Below are 18,043 nucleotides of genomic sequence, written 5' to 3'. Positions count from 1 at the left end.
TGATGACAGAGACCAAACCGCTTTCCGGCCAAACCGCGCTTGTCACCGGCGCAAGTCGCGGCATCGGCGCGGCGACCGCTCTGGCTTTGGCAGAGGCCGGGGCGCATGTCATTCTGGTCGCTCGCAAAGTGAAAGCGTTGGAAGAGGTTGAGGATCGAATCCATGCGGTTGGCGGATCATCCACGATCGCTCCGATCGATTTGACCGAACAAGACGCCGTTGCCCGTTTGGCAGCCGCGATTGCTGGTCGTTGGGAAGCGTTGGATATTATGGTGATTTCGGCGGCGTTTTTGCCGCAATTGTCGCCGTTGGCCCAAGTCGAAGCGAAACAATTCAATCAAGCGATCATGACCAATGTCGTGGCAACGCATGCATTGCTTGCTGCGTTTGATCCCTTGCTGCGCAGCGCCAAGGCCGGCCGTGTTATCGGCCTGACCAGCAGCGTCGGCGCATCCCCGCGCCCATTCTGGGGCGCCTATGGTTCGACAAAGGCAGCGTTTGACAACTTGCTTGAAACATACGGGGCCGAAGTCGAGAAGTTGAGCCCGCTTCGCGTTGCGATCATCGATCCCGGCGCAACACGCACAGAGATGCGGGCCCGCGCCTATCCCGGTGAAAACCCCGAAAGTGTGAAACCGCCAGAGGCCGTTGCGGCGCGCATCACCGCGCTTTTGCAAGAAGACTTTCCGACCGGGCACCGCGAACGCGTGGATTGATTGGCGGATTGGGATTTCATCCCGATCGCGTTTCCCAAAACTTAACCAAAGTCACGCGGTCACAGGCCGCGCCGGATGCCATTCGCCATTGAATCGCTATTCCGCAGGTTTGTGCGGGGTTGGGATGCAAAAAATTGCACCCCTTACCTCGCCGTTAACCAACCGTTGAAACTCTCCATCAAGGCAAATCCGAGATACAGGCCGGATCGAATGCCCCCATGGTTGGGCACTTATTTTTTGGAGAGAGTTGCAAGGCCATGCCCACCGACAGCGACCGTTACAAAGTTGCAGCACAAGAAGATCGCTGCTCACCGCGCACACGGCTTACCATTCCGGCAACGCTGCGGGCTTCGGGCGGACGCGCGTTTCAAAGCGTCGTTCACGATCTTTCGATCTCTGGCTATTCGGCGGCGTCGATCAATCGCATGCACGAAGGGCAAATGTGCTGGTTGACCCTACCCGGTCTGGAATCACTCCAAGGTCAGGTCGTTTGGTGGGACAATTGCATCGTCGGCTGTGCATTCGAAGAATTGCTCAGCCCAATCGTGCACGACAACATCCTGCAACGATACAGCAACACCGGCGTCTATCGCCCGATGTGATCTGAATGGGTGAAAGACCGCCCGGACGCGGCCTTTCCCCGATCAATCATCAATCAATCGCCGCGATCTTTGCGCCGACCGCACGCCATGCGGCACGGTGATCGTTGCTGGTCGCAGTGGACCAATTGCTGATCACTGTCAGGACCAATTCTTCCTCTGGGATCAAAGTGATCGATTGGCCAAAAATTCCCTGAGCGCCATAGCCGCCGGGATAGGTCCACCATTGGTAGCCATAGCCAAAGCCCGATGTGCCAAAATCGACCAGCGAATCTCCGGCTTCGTCAAACCATCCGGTCGGCACGACATCGCCCCCACCTTCAAGAGCGAACAATCCCATCCGCGTATAGTCGGAAAGGGTCAGCGACAAACAGCACCCGCCAATATTGCCTCCGCGCGGATCGACCATCCAGAACAGACCGCTTTCAAAGCCGGCCGGCTCCACAATCTTTTCCTGAGCGTATTCCGCAAGCGGAAGACCAACGGCGTTTTCAATGACCATACCGATCAGATTGGTTTCGCCGGTTTTGTAGACCCACTTTTCGCCCGGCTCAGCTTCCCGGTCCAATTCGCGCATCTGCGCAACGATGGCATCCGCGCCGTATTCGACGACAAAGCGGTTCATTTGCGCCACGTCGCTGTTCGGATCGGTGTAATCTTCGTTCCAAGCGACGCCGCTTGTCATGGTTGCAATTTGCCGCACACTCACGCCGTCATAAGCCGAACCGACAAGGCCGGGCACATATTGCGTCACCGGATCATCCAGGCTTGCGATGAAACCATCGTTCAACGCCGCGCCCAACAATGTTGATGTGAAGCTTTTCGCGACCGAGAAACTGGTCCAGCGATCGCCCGCTGCCATCCCCAGTCCATAATCTTCAAACCGGACACCGCCATTTTTATAGACCATCACGCCCGCGGCGCCTGTATCCGCCATAGTTTGGCGGATTTCCAGCGCCAACGCCTCTGGCAAGGGTTCCCCCTGCGCCAGCGCGCGTGGAGATGATGAAGCGGGCACTTCATGACCGGCAAACCAGCTTTCCATATCGCGGAACCGGGTCGAACGTTGTTCGGTGTTCCAAAACAAAACCTGAAGTTCGGCTGGGTCCACATCGCTTGGTTGCATCAAAGTAACCGGTTCAAGAGACGCCGGCGCGCTCTCAAGACCTTCGGCGCTGCTGTAACTGCAACCGCTGATCGCCAAAGCGCCCAACGCCGTCATCGCACCCAATTTCAAAGAGGTGATTTTCATAGGTTGGACCTTTCTCGTCTCAATTTGCATTTGGTTTCAACAGCGTAACTTGATGGACATCGATATTGCCCGCGCGAAATCCGCCTTCGCAATAGGATAGGTAGAACCGCCACAACCGGATGAAGCGATCGTCAAACCCTTCGGGCAGCCGTCCTTCTTCAACAGCGCAGTCGAACGCATCATGCCACAATTTCAGCGTCTCAGCGTAATCGAGGCCAAAATCGCGTTGATCCTGCCAATCCAAACCGCGTTCTTGCGCCAACGCCCGAAATTCGCTGGTCTTGATCAACAATCCGCCCGGAAAGACATAGGCTTGGATGAAATCGACCGTGCCGGCATAGGTTTCAAACAGGTCGTCTGCGATGGAGATATATTGGATCGCCGCGCGCCCTCCGGGCTTCAAACTGCGCGCGATGCAGTCCATGAATGTGCCCCAATATTCGCGGCCCAATGCTTCGACCATTTCGACGCTGGCGATGGCATCGAATGTGCCGGTGACATCGCGGTAATCTTGGCGTCGATATTCAATGTCAGGCGATGTTCTTGCCTTTGCCCAAGCGAGCTGTTGTTCCGAAAGGCTGATTGCGGTGACTTTGGCGCCCTTGCCCGAAAGGTGATCGGCCAACGCGCCCCATCCGCACCCGATTTCCAACACAGTGTCGGGATTGCCCAGCCTTTGGGATATGCCTTCCAATTTGCGGTGTTGGGCGGCGGGAAAATCCCCATCGTTCAATTCAAGCGCACTGGAATAGGTCATGGAGCCATCAAGCCATGCGGCGTAAAAATCATTGCCCAGATCGTAATGCGCCGAAATGTTACGCGCCGACCCTGTGCGATTGTTGCGGTTCAACCAATGGCCGATTTGCGCGGCCCATTTGAACGGCCCCGAACTGCGCGCGGTGTCCCCCAATGTGCGGACATTGGCGGAGAACAAAGCGAACAAGATCGCGTGATCGTTCGCCTCCCATTCCCCCGCTTCATACGCTTGGAACCAACCGATCGCGCCGCCGGTGGCCAACCGCAAAAGAGCGCGCCAATCCCTAAGTTCAACCTCTACATCGAATCCTGGCGCACGCCCGCCCAACATTCGGGTCGAACCGTCGGGTAGATGCGCCAACAATGAGCCGGTTTCCAATCCAGCATCAACACGGTCCAACACTTTACGAAAACCGGGCGCAATCAATCGCGATACAACACCCGGCGATGCAGAAAACCGCTCGCCCGTGTTCAACAAACGCGCGCCTCTCGTTCCGTGTTTCATGCCTTGGGCGTTCATGCTTCGCACATAAGCCGCAGGCGCCGCTTGCTGCAAGGGATTAGACCTAGCCGACCCCCGGTTTTGCGGTGCTGCTAACCTTTCATCGCCCGATAGGCCGACAGAGCCCTTTCGCGCGCTTCGCGGTGGCCGATGATTTTCGCTGGGTAGGATTTGGGACGGTGGCTGTATTCATCGGGGTCATGAATATACGGCTCATCAAGACCGGAGAGTTCGGGGACATATTCGCGAATATAGGCGGCACAATCGAACTTCTCCGATTGTGTTAGCGGCGCCATAATCCGCACAAACATGTTGGAATCGACGCCCGTTCCGGCGGTCCATTGCCAATTGGTCGCGTTGGATGCGTAATCGGCATCCACCAACGTATCCCAAAACCATTGTTCGCCGTGCCGCCAATCGATCAAAAGGTGTTTGATCAAAAAACTAGCCGTGATCATGCGCACGCGGTTGTGCATCCAACCGGTCTGCCACAATTGCCGCATCCCGGCATCGACGATGGGGTATCCGGTTTTCCCCCTTTGCCACGCCTTTAGGTCGTGCGCTGCGGCAGGGTCCGTTGCGGGGTCACGCCATTCAAGTTTGTCGAAATCTTCGCGGTAATTGCTGCGCGCATAAAGCGGGAATTGGTTCACCGCGTTCTGGGCGTAATCGCGCCAGATCAACTCGCTTTCGTAAACCTGCCATCCCTTGGTCGATTTGCCCTGAAAGTGGTGCCAGATTTGCACCGGGCTGATCTCTCCAAAGTGCAAATGCGGGGACAGCCGAGAAACTTTGTCTTTGGATGGCAGGTTGCGCGCGTCTTGGTAGTCATCGACGTGGTCGCTCCACCATTCGAGCTGCGTGTGCGCCGCGCCCTCACCCACGTTCCAGAATTCGGCGATGCCACCCGACCAATCGGGCCGCGTGGGCAGCAGGTTCCAATCCTCCAACGCATCGCTTGCCGGTTGGGTATCGGGCGCGGTTTGCGGTTGAGGCTCCGGTGCAAGCGCTCGGGGAGGAAACGCGGCGCGCACGGCGCGACTGAACGGCGTGTAAATCTTGTATTGTCCGCCCGACCCCGTTGTGACAGCCCCCATCGGGAGCAGATAATTGCCATCATAGAGCTGCAAATCGACCGCTCCGCCAAGCGCGCGCTGCGCGTTGCGCCACCACGGCTCGTAATGGCGGTTGGCGTGAATGGACGACGCGCCGGTTTCCTTGGCGACGGTAGTCAATTCCTCGACCGCGTCGCCCCGGCGCAAGATCAAAGGAATGCCGAGCTTGGCCAAAGAGACCCTCAGGCTTTCTAACGAATGATGCAACCACCACCGCGATGCCCCACCATAAGCGTGCGTCTTGGCCCGATCATCATCGAGCACATAGACTGCGATCACTAGGCCGCGCTTTGCCGCAGAGGACAGCGCGGGATTATCGGCCACGCGAAGATCACGTCGCAGCCAGACTATTTGGGTGTCACTCATGTTAAAGACAGTGTTCTATTCAGGAACCAGTTCCACACATTCTAAATCGGGCAGCGCAATAGAGAATCGATCGCGTGCACGCGGGTCATAGAAACGGGCATCGTAAAGGACGACAGAACCGTCTCGGGCGCGCGTCGCAAAGGGGGCGCGCGACCAGAAAAGGAAGGCATCGAGTTGTGAATCAGCTTGGCGAGCTTCCTCCAAGGAGGGGAACTCGCAAAGCAGATCAGGGTCAACCATCGGCCGCCTTTCCGTATATTTGTACGGCAGTTGCCGTGCCTCTGAGGCCATACCCGGCCAATTGCGCCCAACTAAGATCACCTCCCGTTCCCAAAAATAGAACGGAACCGGGTTAGAAATACGCTCCGCCCCCGGTCCATCATAGAGCGTCAACTCCCAAGGCCGGTGGCTAATCGCCCAATTCATCCCGATATACGCCACCATCACCGCGATCCCAATCCATGCAGGCCGCTTCCAATTTCCCCCGCGCTTCTCACGCCTCAGCGAAAACCACGTTGTAAAACCGAGCAAAGCCCACAGCCACACATCGATGATGAAAAGTGTGTCGCCGTAGAACCATTGCGACGAAAAAGGCTCCAGAAACCGGATGCCATAGACGTTGAACCAGTCGAAAAGCGGATGGCTGAGACAGCCGATAAAACTGAGGAGATAGAGCCATTTGAAATCCACCGGCAGGCGTCCCTCGGGCCGCTTTCCGCGCTTTGTCTGCCAGCGGTCATACCCCCAAAGCAGTCCGGCCAGAATCAGCGGCAAGAGCACCCATGCAGGCGGGCCGTGCGTGATGCCCCGGCGAAACCCCAGATGTTCCACCCCTTCGAGCCAAAAGAAACACGCCGCATCCACATCAGGCAGGTTCGCGCCAATAATCAGCGCCGGCATCGCGAGGCCAGTTTTCTTCTTTAGGCCCGCTTGACCCAAGACCGCCCCGACGAGGCTATGCGTGAGATTGTCCATAACCGGCAATCTAATCACACCGCCCAATTAACGCGAGTGGAAATGCCAGCCACATCGCTCTATCGCATTCAAAACACATGTCTGAGAGAGTGATTTTATGACCGATGCACCGTATATCCGCCCCGATATGAAAGCGTTCTTGGATGGGTTGGCCGCTATGGCCGGACCCAGCATCGCGGATATGACACTTGAAGAAGCGCGCGCATCCTATGTCGCGCTGCACGGCATGGCCGATCGTCCCGCACGCGATTTGGCCATCATTCGCGATCTATCCTGCCCCGGTCCAGACGGGGACATTCCTCTGCGCCTTTACGATGCGAAAGAAACACGCGAGCCAGGCCCAGTTATCGCATTCTATCACGGCGGCGGTTTTGTGATTGGCGATTTGGAAACGCACCATGCGCTGTGCACGGAAATTGCCGCTTTGATGGATTTGCCGGTCGTGGCCGTCGATTATCGCTGCGCGCCCGAACACCCCTTCCCCGCCGCGATCGACGATTGCGAAGCGGCCACACGTTGGATTGCTTCATCACCCGGCGCATTGGGCCGCGACTGTACGGGAATCATCACCATCGGTGACAGCGCGGGCGGCACCGCCACCTTGGCCGTGGGACAATTGTTGGCGGACAATGCAGCGGACGCCCCCGTCGTCCTTCAAGTACCGATCTTCCCCCTTGCCAGCGACGCGCTGGGTTCCAACAGCCTTGACCAATTTGCCGATGGCTTTGTGCTGACGAAGGCCGCAATCGAGTTCTTTGATGGCGCCTATCAAGCCGATCGCAACGATCCGCGCGGGTTTCCCATTCATGGCGACCATTCAAAAGCGCCGCCTACCGTTCTTGTTACGGCCAGCCTTGATCCCATACGCGATTCCGGTCGCGACTATGCCAAAGCGCTTGCCAATGCAGGGGCGGATTTCACCTTTCTTGAAATGAAAGGGGTCACGCACAGCTTCACCAATCTGAGGCAGGCTGTGCCGAGCACGCAAGCCGATTTGGAGCGCATGATTGCGACGATGAAATTCAAATTGACCGATGGCGGGAACGCTGCAGCATGAGCGATCTACCCTATCGCCCATGCGCCGGGTTCATGTTGATCAATGCAGACGGCAAAGTCTTTGTAGGTCAGCGCATGGAAAAGCGCGCGCGCGGGAGCTGGCAAATGCCTCAAGGTGGGATCGATCCGGGCGAAGATCCGCGCGTCGCGGCCCTGCGCGAGTTGGAGGAAGAGACCGGCATTGGCTCCGACCTGGTGGAAGTCATTGCGGCGGCTTCAAAACCCATCCGCTATGATCTGCCGCCTGACCTGTTGGGTCGTGTGTGGAAAGGCAAATATCGCGGCCAGGAACAATATTGGTATTTGGGTCGGTTCAACGGCAGCGACGCAGACGTCAATCTAAACGCCCACAATCCGCCCGAATTCGACGCATTCCAATGGGTCGATGCCGATCAACTCACCGAACTGATCGTGCCGTTCAAACGTGACGTCTATGCAGCCATAGTGGCGGAATTTGCCCCGCTGATGTGACCGCCCCGCCTAAAAACGGAAATCAATATGCGGACGGTCATCCTTGGCCTGCGCAGCCTTGAACGAGGGAATTGCTTCGATCCGGTCAAACCACGCCAAAATGTTGGGATGCCCGTCGAAAACCCCTTTGGTCCGGGCGGCCATCATCGCGTAGACCAATGTGATATCGGCCGTGGTCAAAGTATCGCCGCCAAAAAACGGCTTTTCGCCCAAATCCTTTTCCATCAAAGCATAGAGGGCATCGGTGCGTGGATTGACGAAGAGCTTTCGCACTTGACCAAACACCGCTTTCAACAAGGCGCTAATCGGCCATGGTGATCGGGTTTCGAGCAATCCGAGCACCATCGCGACGCTTTGGATCGACATCAATGAACCGGGGCTGGCGTGATACCAGAACAGGTGCCGTGCGCGATCAGGATTGTTCGGCTTCGGGTTCAGCGGGCTTTCAGGATGAGAATCGAGAATGTAGTCGATGATCGCGTTGCTTTCCGCCAACACCACGTCGCCATCGGTGATCACAGGCGCGGTGCCCAGCGGGGACAGGGCCTTGTAATCATCGGGGGCCAAATTGCTGTCTGGATCGCGATTGTAGCTCTTCAATTCATACGGCGCGTCCAACGCCTCAAGCAGCCAAAGAATACGGAAACTTTGCGAATATTCAAGATGATGCAGGGTCAGCATGGTTCACTCCGTCTTTTGACAAGATGGGCAACCAATCATCAAACGGCGTTGCGCCATCAATTGGTTGCGGTTTCACTTTCGGTGGATTCCGCCGCTAGCCGTTCTGGCGGTCCCGCCGCGATGCGCGCCTGAAGCGCCAATGTTTCGGGGCAAGTTTCCCCGCAAAGACTTTCGAGGCGGGCCAGATTGCGCTGCGCTTTTTCCAACGCGCCCTTTTCTACTAAGGCCTCGCCCTCTCCCGAAATTGCGGCCAAAAACCCCGGATCGCGGGCCAAAGCTTCGCGGTAATACCGGATTGCCTTGCCTTGCAATCCATCCTGACGGGCGGCTTCGGCAAGGTTGATGAAAATTGGCGTGTATCCCGGATCAACGACCAAAGCCGCTTCGAATGCGTCGATTGCGGCCTGAACCTCGCCCGCTTCCAACGATGCCTGACCTTGGGCGATCAACATCGCGGCACGCGGCTCAGCCTCGCCCGGATCGGCGCTTCCCACGCTCGCGGCGGTCGCAAAAACCAACGACAAAGCAGCAGCAAAGGGCGCGAAACGCATAAAAAGCTCCTTGAAATCAGCCCGCTGGGAAGTTTGAGGCTCCGCCATAGACTCCGTGGCTAACAGCTCGATTGAAGGATGGCGACAAAAAATCCATCGGTGCCATCGCGCAAAGGTGTTAGGCGGGTGCCTTTGCCGCGCGGCACACCAACCGGAATGGTCGCAGGGATGGCATGCCATCCTGGGTGACGGTTTATGAACTCATCGACGCGATGCGCGCCCTCTTCGTCCAAGACAGAGCATGTCACGAACACCAAGAACCCGCCCGGCTTCACCAATTGCGCACCAGTGTCCATCACGTGATCCTGAAGCTTGGTCAGGCGCTCCAACTCTGTTTTGTCGAGCCGCCATCGCCCCTCTGGATTGCGCCGCCATGTCCCGCTGCCGGAACACGGCGCGTCGACCAGAACGCGATCAGCTTTGCCAAGCCACGGCGACAACGCTTCCAATTCTCTGCCCGGATCAAGCAGAACCGTGTGATCAACCCCGGCCCCTGCGCGCGCGGCGCGCGGCGCCAGATTGCCCAATCGGCGTTTGTCCGTGTCAGCCGCAATCAGGGTGGCAGAATTCTTGAGACGACTTGCCAGAGCGAGGGTTTTGCCCCCGGCACCCGCGCACAGGTCCACAATGACTTCGCCGGATTGCCCGCCGACCGCTTCGCAAACCCATTGGCTGCCGTGATCCTGAATTTCGATGAGCCCTTCGCGGAATGCGGGCCATTGATCAATATTGGTCCCCGATGGGAACCGAAGGGCGCTGGTCGCAGAAAGCGGTTCACCGTCTTCAGGCAATTCGATTGTGTCGCGATGCGCTTTCAAAGCGTTCACGCGAATATCCAACGGTGCACGGTCCAACAATGACCGCGCGGTTTCTGGATCTACACCCGATGCGGTCAATTTCGCGGCGAGCCAATTCACAGCGATCCCGGTTTTCGCAGGCTTTTCATCGTCGCCAATTGCCGGGGGCCCGTGGGTCGAACCATCGAACAAAGGAGCCACTTCTTTGTCGTGCCGCGCCACGGCCAACATAGCGGCACGTCCGCTCGCCGGCCGAGGACCGCACAATCGGATCGCACGATAGACCAATTCGCGAACCGCGCGTCGATCTTTCGAACCGGCGTAACGACGCGCCTTGAAGTATTCGGAGATCAAACGGTCGGCAGGCGCACCTTTGACCTTCGCCGCCTCCAGAATGGCGTCGAGCAATTCGATTGCGGCTTGAACTCGCGCGGATGGGGTCATGATGCGCCTTTACACATTGGAATGGTGCGGAAGACCATTCCCCCACATTGGATCGTCGCGCGATTAACGCGTCGGGTAATTCGGAGCCTCACGCGTGATCGCCACATCGTGAACATGGCTTTCAGAAAGGCCCGCATTGGTAATCCGCACAAATTGCGCACGGCTTTGAAGGTCGGCAATTGTGGCCGACCCTGTGTAACCCATGGCCGCCTTAACACCGCCAACCAATTGGTGGATCACATCAGCGGCAGGGCCTTTGAACGGAACCTGTCCTTCGATCCCTTCGGGAACGAGCTTCAATGCGGATACGTCCTGTTGGAAATACCGATCTGCGCTGCCGCGGGCCATGGCGCCAACGCTGCCCATACCGCGATAGCTTTTGTAGCTGCGTCCTTGGTAAAGGAACACTTCGCCGGGGCTTTCCGCTGTTCCGGCAAGCATCGATCCAACCATCACCGTCGATGCGCCAGCGGCGAGAGCCTTGGCCGCGTCGCCGCTGGTCCGAAGGCCGCCATCTGCAATCACAGGGACGCCGGATTTGGCCGCTTCGGCGGCGCTTTCCATCACGGCGGTTAATTGCGGCACGCCAACGCCGGCGACGACGCGCGTGGTGCAAATAGAACCTGGGCCAATGCCCACTTTCACCGCATCCGCGCCCGCATCGATCAAAGCGCGGGTTGCTTCGGGTGTGGCCACGTTACCGGCTACCACTTGAACAGAGCTTGATGCTTTCTTGGCGCGTTCAACGGCGCGCGACACCTCTTGGTTGTGGCCGTGCGCGGTGTCGATAATGATCACGTCAACTTCGGCGTCGATCAAGGCCTGTGTCCGGGCAAAACCAGCATCGCCCACAGTAGAGGCGGCGGCGACGCGCAAACGCCCCGCAGGGTCTTTCGTGGCATCCGGGTAATTGACCGCTTTTTCGATATCTTTGACCGTGATGAGGCCGATGCAGCGATAGTCATCGTCCACCACCAACAATTTTTCAATCCGGCGCCCGTGCAGCAATCGACGCGCTTCTTCTTGGCCCGTTCCCAACGGCACGGTTGCAAGATTTTCGGTCGTCATCAACTCGCGAACCGGCTGTGCTGGGTTTTCGGCAAAACGGACGTCGCGATTGGTCACGATACCTACCAATTTGCCATCGCGATCGGTGACGGGAATGCCGCTGATGCGGTGTTGTTCCATCAACGCTTGCGCATCGCCCAAAACCGCATCGGGTCCGATCGTAATCGGATTGACGACCATGCCGCTTTCAAAACGTTTGACCGCGCGCACAGCGGCGGATTGTTGTTCCACCGTCAAATTGCGGTGCAACACACCAATACCGCCCAATTGGGCCATCACGATGGCCATATCGGCCTCTGTCACCGTATCCATCGCGGATGAAAGCACCGGAATGTTCAAAGCAATATCACGGGTAAGCTGTGTTTTGGTGTTTGCCATGCTCGGCAATACATTGCTCTCCGCAGGACGGAGCAAAACATCATCAAAGGTGAGACCGAGAGGGATTTCCATGTGCACGGGCTTTCGTGTGGCGTTGCGCTATAAAAGGGCCGCTTATGTGCGGCTCGAATCGTGCACGTCCCTGTAGGACGGGATTGCGCGCGACGCTAGGGTTAGTAGCGAAGCTATCTACGGCCTATTGTTCTGATGCCGGGTATCGCGCGGTGCTGGCAAAGCGTTCGACCAATTCCTGATGCAGCAAAAGATCGTCAATTGCCCCGCCCAATTCGATATTTTCAATCTGGTCTGACGGTCGATGGTAATCGTCCGATAGATACGGACCCAGCACGATTTCTGAGCTGAAAGCGGTGGACAAGAACACCGCTGGAACGCCTTCTTCCAACAACACCCATCCATCTTGCCGGCGCACGAATTGTTCGGCGAAATCGCGATTGCCCAATTCCCGGCCCCCTTGTTCCATCACATCAAGGATGATGGGATCGAGCGGTGTGCGCCCTTCCCCAACAAAGCCGACCGCGCTGCCAGCGGGCGCGACCGCCGCGGTGTCAAAATTGAACGCGGCAACGATCGTGTTGAGTGGGATAGGCGGTTGTTCTGCAAACGCTTTTGCGCCGAGCAACCCGGCTTCCTCGGCGCTGGTCGCCAGCACGTAAACGTCGCGATCATGCGGCCCGCTGGCGTTCAAACGGCGTGTTAGTTCGAGCATGACGGCAATGCCGCTGGCGTTGTCGACCGCGCCGTTGCAAATCAGATCACCGGCATCGGCGGCGCTGCATTCGCCCAAATGATCCCAATGCCCCATCAACAATATGGCGCCCGACCCGGGCACCGATCCGGGTAGCAATCCCAATACATTGGAGCTGGCGATTTCGCGTCGATTGGACATCGCATCGATGGAAACGGTTGGCTCCAATGGACCGGGTGAAAACGCGTCGCCGCGCGATTCCGCGACCAAGGCATCCCAATGGTCCGCGCCATTGGCCGATTGCATGGCGGCATGCGTTACAAACGCAGTGAGGCGTTTTTCTTCCTCGCTGGCAAGGATCATCCGTTCGCGTCCAAACGCGCGGTTGATACCCGCAATCGCGTCTTCGTTTTCAACCACGGTGATGATCGCGGCGGGATTGGCCTGAAACAAACGGGATCGCCGTCTGGGGCTAACGCCGGGCTCTCCCAACATGACGACCACTTTGCCCGCTATCGATTCCGGTTCGATGCTTTCCGCCTCATAACCTACAAAGATCATCTGAGCGTTATCAACCAGCAAGCGGTTTGCCGATGTAAATGCGGCCCCTGATGAACCATCCAACGCGATGGATTGATCACCAATATTCAACGAAACCTGGCTGTCGCTAGGCGCGGTGCTGACCAATTGGACGGGCGCACGCCACGCGCTGCCTGGATCGTTCGTACCCGATGTCAAACCGGCGGCCTGCATCTCTTCGATCAGAAATCCGACCGTTAAATCCTCTCCCAATGTCCCCGGTTCGCGTCCGCCAAACTCATCGCTGGCCAACACGGAAATGTCGCGCATCAAACGGGCTTCGATCATGTCGCGTTCGGCCACCGGTACGGTGGCAATCGGCATCTTTGCACAAGCGCCAAGCGCCATGCAGACCACCGTCAGACAAAGGCCGCGACCGATCGAGGTCATTCCGCTGTCCAACCCCCATCAATGCTCCAATTGGCACCGGTGACATTGCCCGCCTCTTCGCGGCACAAAAACACCGCCAAGGCGCCAATCTCTGCGGGTTGCACGAATTTCTTGGTGGGTTGTTTCGCCAGTAAGACATCGTTGATGACTTCATCGCGGGTTAGGCCACGGGCCTCCATTGTATCGGGGATCTGCCCTTCAATAAGCGGCGTCCAGACATAGCCTGGGCTGATGCAATTGGCGGTCACGCCGGTTTGCGCCAATTCCAGTGCCACAGTTTTCGTAAAGCCCACAATGCCATGCTTGCTGGCATTGTACGCGCTTTTGAATGGAGATGCGGTCAATGAATGCGCCGACGCCGTGTTGATAATGCGTCCCCACCCGGCCTCTTTCATCGCGGAAACTGCAAACCGCGTGGTGTGGAACGCAGCCGTCAAATTGAGAGCGATGATCGCTTCCCATTTATCGGTGGGAAATTCTTCGACCGGGGCAACATGTTGCATCCCGGCATTGTTGATCAGGATATCGATCGGACCGATATCGCCCATCATGGATTCGATCGCAGCCGGATCCAACAAATTGGCCCCGTTGAATGTGGCATCCATCTCTTGCGTCAACGCAGCGATTTCATCGGGATCGCCCAATCCGTTTAGGATGACGTGAGCCCCTTCATTGTGCAAAGCCCGCGCAATCGCGAGCCCGATCCCCGATGTTGAGCCGGTGACCAGCGCCCGTTTGCCTGAAAGGCCCGATGATGCGGGTCGGCCGCTATCGCTGTCGCTCTTGAGCATTCCATTCAACTCCTGCACATTTGGGCACAATTCCAACGGCATCATCCCGCATGTCGCGCGGCGCACACCGTTTCTCTTGCCCCTTGTTTTGCAATGCTGCACTGCGCTGTCCAGCGAATTGCGCAGCACCGCGCTTATGGCTAAGTTGCCGGACAACAACAAAAACCGGGCGCTGAGGGGAAAATTGCATGCGGCTCAATCCATTTGACACGTCCAAGATCAAAGTGCGTTCCAGCAGGAGCGGCGGTGGCCGAGGCATGCGCCGCGCCGGCGGGGCAGGATGCGGAACTTTGGTGATCGCTTTGATCGCGGCGTTGGCATTTGGGATTGATCCGGGGCAAACCATCGCCGTTCTGGGCGGAATTGAACAAACGCAAAGCGCACCGCAATCCTCTGGTGATGATCTGACCGAACAACAGGTCTGTAACATGGGCCCCTATGCGCGCGAAGCGTGTGAGGCGCTGACCAGTTTAAACGAAACGTGGGAGCCAGAATTTGCGCGGGCGGGCATTGCGTTCGAACAACCCACGCTTGACCTCTATCGAGACGGCCGCGTGGCGACCGAAGGATGCGGCAGCGCCAGTTCTGCATCGGGACCGTTTTATTGTCCGGCCGACCTCGGCATCTATATCGACACGAGCTTTTACGAACAGCTTGCGCAAATGTCCGGCACGGGAGGCGATTTTGCCCGCCTGTATGTGATCGCGCATGAATATGGCCACCACATTCAAAACATGACCGGTTTGGCCAGTCAGGTGCGCAGCCTTCAACAACGCAATCCGCAACAATCGAACCAATTGCAGGTCCGCATGGAATTGCAGGCCGATTGTTACGCCGGTGTTTGGGCGGGCAAGAATCGAAGCCGGATCGAGCGCGGCGACATGGAAGAAGGTCTGCGCGCGGCCAGCGCGATCGGCGATGACACATTAATGAGCCGTGCCGGACAGCGCATCAATCCCGAAAATTTCACACACGGAACAAGTAGGCAGCGCATGGACGCGTTGCGCAGAGGATTGGAGAGTGCCGATGACGCAGCGTGCGACACCTATTTCGATTTCCGCTAAAGCCTTCATCACGGGGGCGGCGTTCGCAATGGCCCTGCCCGGTGCGGTCTACGCTCAGGTTATTGACGAAGAGCCCGACGTCGAAGACGTGGCGCGCACGCCACTTGAAGATTTCAACATCGATTCCGACGATATTCCGGAAATCTTAGTTGAAGCGGCGAGCGATCCATACGCATCCGATGGTTTGCGCACCTGCAACGACATCGTCGCTCAGATCGCCGCATTGGACAGCGCGTTGGGTGCAGATTTCGACATAGCGGCGAACGAAAACCACCGGTTAAGCCGGGGGCGTGTTGCGCAAAGCGTCGTTGGCTCCTTCATCCCCTTTCGCGGGATCGTGCGCGAAGTGTCGGGCGCGAATTCCAAACGGCGCGAGGTCAATATGGCGATCACATCCGGGATGGTCAGGCGCGGCTTTCTCAAAGGGTTGGGTCAACAACGCGGATGCGACTATCCCGCGCGTCCACGCGCGGACAGAGGGTCGTTGACCGCCGACGATTGATCACCAATCATCGCAAAAAGCGAAAGCCGGCGAGAAGTTTGGTTCCCGCCGGCTTTCTATTGCCTTGGATATAGCGTGCCGATTTAGCTTTGTGACCGGCTTACATTCGCGTCCCACTCTTCGATTTGTTGGTCCAATTGACGCACGATCCTTTCGCGCATTTGAGCCGACATTTCGTCGCTGCTGGCGATTTGTTCGCGGGCTTCTTTCAACCCTTCGAGAGCATGGGCCATGACCCGCGCCTGACACAGCATAACTGTGCGGGTACCGTCGGCATTCTCGGTTGTGGTGGCGACTTCATCGGTCGAATTGTCGCATGACATCGTCACGATGGTGCGGCCTTCTGCGCCTTCCGCTTCGGCCATGGCTTCTTCGATCAAAGCCGGGACATTTTCCAACGCTTCGTTCGCTTCTTCAAGGCCCATGCGCACTTCGGCCATGATCTCTTCCATCTGCTCTTCGGTCATCACACCGTCGCTGTAAGACATGCGGATCGTTTCAATCCGGCGTTCTGTGCGCTCTTCCAATTCTTTTCGTTCATCATCGGTGATGACGATGACGGATTCTTCGCGGACAACGTCACGGGTTTCGCCGGTGTCGGGATCGACCGTGATGATCGTGGCGCTTTGCACGGTAGGCGCATCGCCGGGTGCCAACGGAGCGACCGGCGGTGCGGGCGGCGTTGGGGGTGCAATGCCAAAGCTTGACGCGGACGGCGCGGATGGCGGCGCAGGCGGCGCCGGTTCAGCGGGCAGTTCGCTGGCGGCGTAACTGATCGAAGCGGTGAGCGGCAAAGCCAGCACGGCCGCGCCCAACATAATGCGTCCGGTCAGGCGGCGCGTGTGCGATGTGTTGTTCATATTCAGGCTCCTCAAACGGTGGATTATCGATTTTTCGCCCAAGACTGGGCACGCCATAGGGGCGGCGATTGCGCAATGCGGCGCGGTGTTTTGACCGGCAGCAAAACTTACAATGAGATCGGCATAGGCGGCGCGTTTGGTCGCCGGTTGCGCGGCCAGAACGCGCGCGTCACAGGCTGCCTCTTGATCGCGGCGCAACGCCAACCATCCGTACCGGCCCAATGGGTTAAACCAATGCAACGCGAACAACGGTTGAACGGCGACATTGATCAACAGGTCACGTCCGCGATGGTGCGCCAATTCGTGTGCCAATGCCAAATCACGCGCGACCCGGTCCGGTTGAGCCAGAAATCCAATCGGCAAGGCAACAACTTTGTCGATCACACCGAATGCCAAAGGCGCGTCTGTTCCCGGCGTTTCGATCAAACGGATCGGCCCATCCCGACCCACTTCGATGGCGTCGGTCAACAGATCGTTCCGCAGACGGAAATAATGGCCGAAGCGGATGTAGAGAAAGATGGCGGCGCCGATCAACCACACCGCAATGCCGATTTGGGTGCCGACATGGATTAGGGTTTCCATATCAACGTTCAGCGAAGGGGTAATCGGAGCGGTCCCATCGGGCGCCGCCGCCTCAACACCCACAGGTCCATCTGTTGTCGCAACTGGATTGGCGGGATTGAGGTTTAGAAACTGCAATTCTTCCAAGGCCGCAGCCGACGGATCAACGCTTTCACCGGCAAATGGCATCGATTGGGATAGCGATTGTGTGGGCCGCATCCATGCCGGCAATTCAATCGGCGGAAGTACAAGGCGGATCGCAGGGATCAACCACAAGGCGTAGGCAAATTGCGGGCCAAACCATCGCGCAACGGGGCGGCGGACCATCAACACTGCGGCGATCAATACCGCCGTCCAAATGAGCGTTTCGAAGAGCCAGCTTGTCATTGCTTCAACTCCTTCAACAACGCCTCAATCTCGGACACGTCATCGTCGCTCAACGCCTCTGTTTGGGCCAGATGCGCCACCAATGATGCAGCCTTTCCTCCGAACAAGCGATCGACCAAGCGGCGCGATTCCCCGCCGACGTAGTCGGATCGAGCGATCAAAGGCGTGTAAAGGAAGCGACGGCCATCGGGGCGCGTTTCAATCGCCTGTTTTTGAACCAGTCTCGACAACAACGTCTTTACCGTCGCCAACGACCAATCGCGTTGTTCGCACACCGCCGCGCACACTTCTGCGGCGGTCAATGTGCCGCCATTCCAAAGCGCCTCCATCACGGCGTGCTCTGCTTCGCTGATGCGTTCTGGTTTATCTGACTGGGTCAAGCCGCTTCTCCATTCGCTTGATTACGTCTGTAGTCATATCGACTACGACTGTAAACATTGCGCTTAGATGAACGGGCTCTTTCCCCGGTTGCTCTT

Annotated in this window: 18 protein-coding genes; 6 read left to right on the top strand and 12 right to left on the bottom strand. The window is 57.7% G+C overall.

Annotated features, from left to right (window positions below; all coding sequences use genetic code 11):
• Positions 1 to 2 precede the first annotated feature (2 nt).
• Positions 3 to 716 carry an SDR family NAD(P)-dependent oxidoreductase gene (locus BQ8290_RS11315; protein ID WP_108790308.1) on the top strand — a complete coding sequence of 238 codons (714 nt, stop codon included), beginning with the start codon at positions 3 to 5 and terminating at the stop codon, positions 714 to 716.
• Positions 717 to 973: 257 nt separating this feature from the next.
• Entirely contained in the window at positions 974 to 1,318 is a 345-nt protein-coding gene (locus BQ8290_RS11310; RefSeq protein ID WP_108790305.1) for a PilZ domain-containing protein, read from the top strand.
• A 49-nt stretch (positions 1,319 to 1,367) separates the two neighbouring features.
• Here BQ8290_RS11310 and BQ8290_RS11305 read toward each other — a convergent pair whose 3' ends face one another.
• The 4 genes from BQ8290_RS11305 to BQ8290_RS11290 form a co-directional block, all read right to left on the bottom strand.
• Positions 1,368 to 2,567 (bottom strand): serine hydrolase, encoded by a 1,200-nt coding sequence (locus BQ8290_RS11305; protein WP_108790303.1) that lies wholly within the window; start codon positions 2,565 to 2,567, stop codon positions 1,368 to 1,370.
• Between the two features lie 19 nt (positions 2,568 to 2,586).
• Positions 2,587 to 3,828, bottom strand: a complete 1,242-nt coding sequence (locus BQ8290_RS11300) for a cyclopropane-fatty-acyl-phospholipid synthase family protein (protein WP_337661344.1) — start codon at positions 3,826 to 3,828, stop codon at positions 2,587 to 2,589.
• Positions 3,829 to 3,917: 89 nt separating this feature from the next.
• A complete protein-coding gene (locus tag BQ8290_RS11295; RefSeq protein WP_108790297.1) occupies positions 3,918 to 5,306 on the bottom strand; it encodes an FAD-binding domain-containing protein in 1,389 nt (462 codons plus the stop codon).
• 15 nt (positions 5,307 to 5,321) lie between these two features.
• A complete protein-coding gene (locus tag BQ8290_RS11290) occupies positions 5,322 to 6,281 on the bottom strand; it encodes a metal-dependent hydrolase (RefSeq protein ID WP_108790295.1) in 960 nt (319 codons plus the stop codon).
• 97 nt (positions 6,282 to 6,378) lie between these two features.
• On the opposite strand from BQ8290_RS11290, the gene BQ8290_RS11285 reads away from it, so the two are divergent.
• Positions 6,379 to 7,338, top strand: coding sequence for an alpha/beta hydrolase (locus BQ8290_RS11285; protein WP_337661343.1), 960 nt, complete (start codon positions 6,379 to 6,381; stop codon positions 7,336 to 7,338).
• Positions 7,335 to 7,808 carry an RNA pyrophosphohydrolase gene (locus tag BQ8290_RS11280; RefSeq protein WP_108790293.1) on the top strand — a complete coding sequence of 158 codons (474 nt, stop codon included), beginning with the start codon at positions 7,335 to 7,337 and terminating at the stop codon, positions 7,806 to 7,808. Before BQ8290_RS11285 ends, BQ8290_RS11280 begins: the two co-directional genes overlap by 4 nt.
• Before the next feature lie 9 nt (positions 7,809 to 7,817).
• Here the strand turns inward: BQ8290_RS11280 and BQ8290_RS11275 are convergent, their stop codons facing one another.
• From BQ8290_RS11275 to BQ8290_RS11250, 6 genes are all read right to left on the bottom strand, one after another.
• On the bottom strand, positions 7,818 to 8,489 hold the full coding sequence (locus tag BQ8290_RS11275) for a glutathione S-transferase N-terminal domain-containing protein (RefSeq protein WP_108790290.1): 672 nt from the start codon (positions 8,487 to 8,489) through the stop codon (positions 7,818 to 7,820).
• A 56-nt stretch (positions 8,490 to 8,545) separates the two neighbouring features.
• On the bottom strand, positions 8,546 to 9,040 hold the full coding sequence (locus BQ8290_RS11270; protein WP_337661342.1) for a hypothetical protein: 495 nt from the start codon (positions 9,038 to 9,040) through the stop codon (positions 8,546 to 8,548).
• Between the two features lie 59 nt (positions 9,041 to 9,099).
• On the bottom strand, positions 9,100 to 10,281 hold the full coding sequence (locus BQ8290_RS11265; protein ID WP_108790284.1) for an RsmB/NOP family class I SAM-dependent RNA methyltransferase: 1,182 nt from the start codon (positions 10,279 to 10,281) through the stop codon (positions 9,100 to 9,102).
• A 63-nt stretch (positions 10,282 to 10,344) separates the two neighbouring features.
• On the bottom strand, positions 10,345 to 11,799 hold the full coding sequence (gene guaB, locus BQ8290_RS11260) for an IMP dehydrogenase (protein WP_108790281.1): 1,455 nt from the start codon (positions 11,797 to 11,799) through the stop codon (positions 10,345 to 10,347).
• Positions 11,800 to 11,923: 124 nt separating this feature from the next.
• Complete coding sequence (locus BQ8290_RS11255) at positions 11,924 to 13,402, bottom strand: M20/M25/M40 family metallo-hydrolase (protein ID WP_108790279.1); 1,479 nt, start codon at positions 13,400 to 13,402, stop codon at positions 11,924 to 11,926.
• On the bottom strand, positions 13,399 to 14,193 hold the full coding sequence (locus BQ8290_RS11250) for a 3-hydroxybutyrate dehydrogenase (RefSeq protein ID WP_108790276.1): 795 nt from the start codon (positions 14,191 to 14,193) through the stop codon (positions 13,399 to 13,401). The genes BQ8290_RS11255 and BQ8290_RS11250 overlap by 4 nt, the downstream gene beginning before the upstream one ends.
• 188 nt (positions 14,194 to 14,381) lie before the next feature.
• Here BQ8290_RS11250 and ypfJ point away from each other — a divergent pair, with 188 nt between their 5' ends.
• Entirely contained in the window at positions 14,382 to 15,257 is an 876-nt protein-coding gene (gene ypfJ, locus BQ8290_RS11240) for a KPN_02809 family neutral zinc metallopeptidase (RefSeq protein ID WP_108790270.1), read from the top strand.
• Complete coding sequence (locus BQ8290_RS11235) at positions 15,220 to 15,759, top strand: hypothetical protein (RefSeq protein ID WP_337661341.1); 540 nt, start codon at positions 15,220 to 15,222, stop codon at positions 15,757 to 15,759. The genes ypfJ and BQ8290_RS11235 overlap by 38 nt, the downstream gene beginning before the upstream one ends.
• A gap of 83 nt (positions 15,760 to 15,842) precedes the next feature.
• On the opposite strand, the gene BQ8290_RS15195 is transcribed toward BQ8290_RS11235, so the two are convergent.
• Both BQ8290_RS15195 and BQ8290_RS11225 read right to left on the bottom strand, forming a co-directional pair.
• On the bottom strand, positions 15,843 to 17,567 hold the full coding sequence (locus tag BQ8290_RS15195) for a M56 family metallopeptidase (RefSeq protein WP_337661340.1): 1,725 nt from the start codon (positions 17,565 to 17,567) through the stop codon (positions 15,843 to 15,845).
• Positions 17,564 to 17,947: a BlaI/MecI/CopY family transcriptional regulator gene (locus tag BQ8290_RS11225; protein WP_108790265.1), complete on the bottom strand. Its 384-nt coding sequence runs from the start codon at positions 17,945 to 17,947 to the stop codon at positions 17,564 to 17,566. Before BQ8290_RS11225 ends, BQ8290_RS15195 begins: the two co-directional genes overlap by 4 nt.
• Between the last annotated feature and the right edge of the window lie 96 nt (positions 17,948 to 18,043).

This window comes from Erythrobacter sp. Alg231-14 (assembly GCF_900149685.1).
Lineage (GTDB): Bacteria > Pseudomonadota > Alphaproteobacteria > Sphingomonadales > Sphingomonadaceae > Erythrobacter.
The sequence above is the reverse complement of the archived record's forward strand: the minus strand, read 5'-3'. Positions and strand labels throughout refer to the sequence as shown.